The organism is Streptomyces alkaliphilus (genome assembly GCF_014141535.1).
Taxonomy (GTDB): domain Bacteria; phylum Actinomycetota; class Actinomycetes; order Streptomycetales; family Streptomycetaceae; genus Streptomyces; species Streptomyces alkaliphilus.
This window is the reverse complement of record NZ_VKHT01000335.1, coordinates 1-4,958: the sequence shown is the minus strand read 5'-3', so window position 1 is coordinate 4,958 and position 4,958 is coordinate 1. Positions and strand designations below refer to the sequence as shown.

4 protein-coding genes and 2 rRNA genes are annotated in these 4,958 nt (G+C 70.7%); 5 read left to right on the top strand and 1 reads right to left on the bottom strand.

Features of this window, described 5'->3' with window-relative positions; translation table 11 throughout:
* From FNQ90_RS12470 to FNQ90_RS12455, 4 genes are all read left to right on the top strand, one after another.
* A 23S ribosomal RNA gene (locus tag FNQ90_RS12470) occupies positions 1-106 on the top strand; the annotation flags it as partial.
* Positions 107-244: 138 nt separating this feature from the next.
* A 5S ribosomal RNA gene (gene rrf, locus FNQ90_RS12465) occupies positions 245-361 on the top strand.
* 252 nt (positions 362-613) lie between these two features.
* Positions 614-1,537, top strand: a complete 924-nt coding sequence (locus tag FNQ90_RS28155; protein WP_182606437.1) for a hypothetical protein — start codon at positions 614-616, stop codon at positions 1,535-1,537.
* Positions 1,537-2,403, top strand: a complete 867-nt coding sequence (locus FNQ90_RS12455; protein ID WP_228471081.1) for a hypothetical protein — start codon at positions 1,537-1,539, stop codon at positions 2,401-2,403. The genes FNQ90_RS28155 and FNQ90_RS12455 overlap by 1 nt, the downstream gene beginning before the upstream one ends.
* A 141-nt stretch (positions 2,404-2,544) precedes the next feature.
* Here FNQ90_RS12455 and FNQ90_RS12450 read toward each other — a convergent pair whose 3' ends face one another.
* Entirely contained in the window at positions 2,545-3,855 is a 1,311-nt protein-coding gene (locus FNQ90_RS12450; RefSeq protein ID WP_182606435.1) for a DUF1015 family protein, read from the bottom strand.
* A 191-nt stretch (positions 3,856-4,046) separates the two neighbouring features.
* Here FNQ90_RS12450 and FNQ90_RS12445 point away from each other — a divergent pair.
* Positions 4,047-4,958 (top strand): HAD hydrolase-like protein (locus tag FNQ90_RS12445; protein WP_323379915.1); only part of this gene is annotated, 912 nt, incomplete at its 3' end.

Below are 4,958 nucleotides of genomic sequence, written 5' to 3'. Positions count from 1 at the left end.
TTTGATGGGGTAAGGCTCCCTGTAGACGACGGGGTTGATAGGCCGGAGATGGAAGCCCTGTGAGGGGTGGAGTTGACCGGTACTAATAAGCCGAGGGCTTGTCCTCAGGTGCTCGCGTCCACTGTGTGGTTCCCGGATAACAACCAGTTTCCGGTGGAACCAGTGCTCAACTGAAAAGTGTGCTTGTTCGCCAGTTGCTGTTTTGGTTGATCGTCCCGTGTCGGGACGAGATATCCGAAAGAGTTTCGGTGGTCATGGCGAAGGGGAAACGCCCGGTTACATTCCGAACCCGGAAGCTAAGCCTTTCTGCGCCGATGGTACTGCATGGGGGACCGTGTGGGAGAGTAGGTCGCCGCCGAACAATCTGTGAAGGGAACCCCGGTTCCCGGCGTACAGCCGGGAGCCGGGGTTTTTTCGTTTTTCATATGTGTGTGGTGTCACGTGGTCCAGTGAACCCGGAGAGAGGCTCCACGCACCAATTCCTGACAGGAGTCATCTCTCATGTCCGACTCTTTTGAGAGCGCATCGGAGAAGCGGGATACAAGCGACCGGAACAGCAGCGGATTCCGGGGTGGGGGCGGGGACTTCCGCGGCCGCGGCGGTCGGAACGACCGTGACGACCGGCGTGACAGGCGCACCGACCGTGGAGACGACCGAGGATTCTCGGGCTCCAGTCGTGGGCGAGTCGAACGAGATGGAGAGCGCCGAGCGCGGTTCCGTGATGATCGTCCGGGTGGGTTCCGTCGTGATGACCGGCGTGATGATCGTCCGGGTGGTTTCCGGCGTGATGAGGGTGAGCGGCGTTCGTTCTCCGGTGATCGTGACCGTGACCGGGGTGGGCGACCTCCCTACCGTGAGAACCGTCCCCACGGGCGTGACGAGCGTCGTGATGATCGTCCGGGTGGGTTCCGTCGCGATGACCGGCGTGATGATCGTCCGGGTGGGTTCCGGCGCGATGACCGGCGTGATGATCGTCCCGGTGGTTTCCGGCGTGATGAGGGTGAGCGGCGTTCGTTCTCCGGTGATCGTGACCGTGACCGGGGTGGGCGACCTCCCTACCGTGAGAACCGTCCCCACGGGCGTGACGAGCGCCGTGATGATCGTCCGGGTGGGTTCCGGCGCGATGACCGGCGTGATGATCGTCCGGGTGGGTTCCGGCGCGATGACCGGCGTGATGATCGTCCGGGTGGGTTCCGGCGTGATGAGGGTGAGCGGCGTTCGTTCTCCGGTGATCGTGACCGTGACCGGGGTGGGCGACCTCCCTACCGTGAGAACCGTCCCCACGGGCGTGACGAGCGCCGTGATGACCGTGACGGACGTCGTCCCGCGGGGCGCGGGCGCGACGACCGCGACCGCCGTTTCGGAGGGGACCGCGGTGGTCGAGCCGGCCATCGCTCCGGTGGGTCCGGCGGTTACGGCCGGCGCGGAGAAGACGATCGTCGGGAAACGGGGCGGGACCGGGAGCCTGTGCGTCGTCTTCCCATCCCCGATGACGTCACGGGCGAGGAGGTCGACCGTGACGTACGTCAGGAGCTGATGAGCCTGCCCAAGACGCTGGCCGAGGACGTGGCTCGGAACCTCGTGATGGTGGCCCGTCTGCTGGACGAGGACCCCGAGGCCGCCTACGGGTACTCCAGGGTGGCCCTGCGTCTCGCGTCGCGGGTGGCCGCCGTTCGGGAGGCCGCCGGCTTCGCCTCCTACGGGGTCGCCAAGTACGCGGAGGCACTGGCGGAATTCCGGGCCGCCCGTCGGATGACGGGTTCGCCGCACCTCTGGCCCGTCATGGCCGACTGCGAGCGTGGACTGGGTCGCCCGGAGCGAGCCCTGGCCATGGCCGGTGAACCGGAGGTCGGCAAGCTCGACAAGGCCGGCCAGGTCGAGATGCGTCTGGTCGCCGCGGGAGCCCGTCGTGACATGGGGCAGAACGAGGCGGCGGTCGTGACGCTGCAGAGTCCCGAGCTGGCCTCCAAGGCCGTGCAGCCGTGGGCGGCCCGTCTCCGTTACGCCTATGCGGACGCGTTGTTGGCGGTGGACCGGGAGGCGGAGGCCCGCGAATGGTTCGCCAAGGCTGTGGAGGCCGACCAGAACGGCGTCACCGATGCCTCCGACAGGCTCGCGGAGTTGGACGGAGTGGAGTTCACCGACGCGCTGGATCCCGAGGCCGAGGAGGCGGAACTCGCCGCGGCCGAGAATTCGGGGATCGGTCTCGAGGACGCCGGGGACGTCCCGACCGCGCGATCCGGCGTCCCGGAGCGGAGCCGTGACCGGGCCCCTGAGGGGGAACGCTCCGTCTCCGGCGGGGTGGACGATCCGGATGAGTTGGACGACCTCACCGACGAGCCCGACTATCGGGCCGCCCCCACGGACCGGACGGCCGGACCTCTGGAGACCGGTCGGGAATGACCGCCGGTGACGGCGAAGCCGGGGGCCTCTCACCCCCATGACCACGGCCCCGGGGGCGGAACCATCACGGTTTCGCCCCCGGGGCCGTTTCCGATGGGGTTCGGGGGCCCGCACCTTCCGAATGTCGCAGCCGGGCCGCTCTCAGCCTTCCGCCCACAGCGGACGCAGCACCAGACCGGTGGCGGGTTTGGGGCCGAAAGAGGTGGACTTCCGGGGCATCGTGACGCCCTGTTCGGCGAGTTCCCGCACGGTTCGCTCGGCCACCGGCCGCATCAGCACCGCCGTGCCCCCGGCACGGGCAGCCGCGGCCAGGGCGCTGTCCTGATCGTGGAGGTAGCGGATGCTCTCGGCGGAGTCCGGTACTTTCCACACCACCGGGAGCAGCACCTCGTGCAGGACGGTGGCGTCGAGCAGGCGCCACGCCTCGGGTCGATCCCCGGGAACGCGGGTGGCGAGCACCTCCGGTGCCGGGCGATCCACCAGATGGGCGGTGGGCTCCGCCGTGCTCCCGGCCGGTCGGCCGTCGGACAGTACGAGGGCCGGACCCGGGGCGTCCAGCAGCAGGGCCATCGCCTCGCTCAGGGGCAGGGCCGGTGCGGTGCGGAAGGCCGCTCCCGCCGATGCGAGTGCCCGGTCGATCGGAAGGTCGGGCAGCACCCGGTGGATCGCCCGTACCTCCAGAGGATGGCGGGTGGAATCCACCAGGAGCACCAGACCCCACCGGCGGGGGGAGTCCGTGGTACTCCCCACCCGGGGCGGGGTCTCGTCGCGCAGACGCCGGTAGGCGGCCCAGCGGTGGTGGCCGTCGGCGATCAGGGCCCGACAACGTGAGAGGTCCGCGCGGATCCGGGCGTGATCCGCGGGTTCGGTGAGCGCCCACAGTCGGTGTCGCATCCCGTCGTCGGTGCGGATGTCCGTCAACGGGGGGCTCGCCACGGCCCGGTCGATGACGGCCGCGGTGGGTCCGCCGGGTGCCTCCGGTCCGGGCTCGCCGGGATAGGTCAGCAGAAGAGGCTCCAGATCGGTCCCGGTGGCGCGCAGGAGGGCGGCCCGCTCGGTGACCACCTCGGACATGACGTCCTCGTGCGGCAGCACCACACCCGCCTCGGGGTCCGTGACCGGCACGGTGGCGATCACACCCCTTTGGGAGCGACCGTGCCCCTGTTGCTCGTAGACGTAGAGAGCGGGCTCGGGGTCCCGCAGCAGGACGCCGTCGCGCAGCCATTCGCGCAGGGTGGCACGGGCCCGGGCGGGCCCCTCCCCGTGTCCACCGTTGCCGGGCAGCGTGAGATGGACGATGTTGTGGGGTTCGGAGGACCGGAGTTGACGCAGGCCGTCGGGGCGCACCACGACGTCATAGGGAGGGGAGGTCACGGCGGCCACCCCGCTCACCCGGCCCGGCGCGTAGCGGAGGGCGCGGAACGGAGCCGGGTGGAGACCGTCGATATGCATCCCCGCATGGTATGTCCGGCCCCGGGGCGGCCATCGAAGGGGGGACGCCGGGCCCCGGCCGGCGGGGTGCGCGATGATCGGGGGCCGGGCCCGTGGTCGGGCCCGGCGGCGGAAGACAGGGGAACGGAGTGGATGCGGTGACGCGGGACGGGGAAGAGGGCATCACGGGAACCGGGGACACCGGTGGGGGAGTGGTCTCCCGTCCCCTGTCCGGCAGCGGGATCGCCCTGCACCGGAGATATGACACGGCCCTGCTGGATCTGGACGGGGTCGTCTACACCGGTGGTGAGGCGGTGCCGCATGCGGTGGAGGCGCTGGCGGTGGCCCGGGCGGAGGGGATGGCCTCGGCATACGTCACCAACAACGCCTCCCGCACCCCCGCGACCGTGGCGGACCATCTCACCCGTTTGGGTGTGGCCGCCGAGCCGGAGGAGGTGGTCACCTCGGCCCAAGCGGTGGCCCGGCTGATCGCCGAGGCGGTGCCGGCGGGCGCGAGGGTGCTGTGCGCCGGCGGGGAGGGGCTGCGGGTGGCGTTGCGCGAACGCGGTCTGGTGCCGGTGGAATCGGCTGACGAGGACCCCGCGGCGGTGGTTCAGGGGTACGGAGGCCCCGAAATGCCCTGGGGACGGTTGGTGGAGGCGGCGCTCGCGGTCAATCGGGGAGTGCCGTGGTTCGCCTCCAACCTGGATGCCACGATCCCCACTCCGCGCGGTGTGGCACCGGGCAACGGGGCGGCCGTGGAGGTGGTGCGCATCGCGTCGGGTGGCGCCCGGCGACCGACGGCGGCGGGGAAGCCGCTGCCCCCGATGCACCGGGAGACGATCCTGCGCACCGGTGCCCGCCGGCCGCTGGTGGTGGGGGACCGGCTCGACACCGACATCGAGGGGGCCCGGCGTGGCGGGGTGGACTCGTTGCTGGTCATGACGGGGGTGACCGATGCGGCCGGGTTGGTGGCGGCGGACCCGGAGCATCGACCGACGTATGTCGCGGAGGATCTGCGGGGACTGCTGGTGCCCCATCCGGCGGTGACGATCGGACCGGATGGCACCGTCGGGTGCGGGGCGTGGCGCTCCCGCGTCGAGGGGGACCGCCTGGTGGTGGAG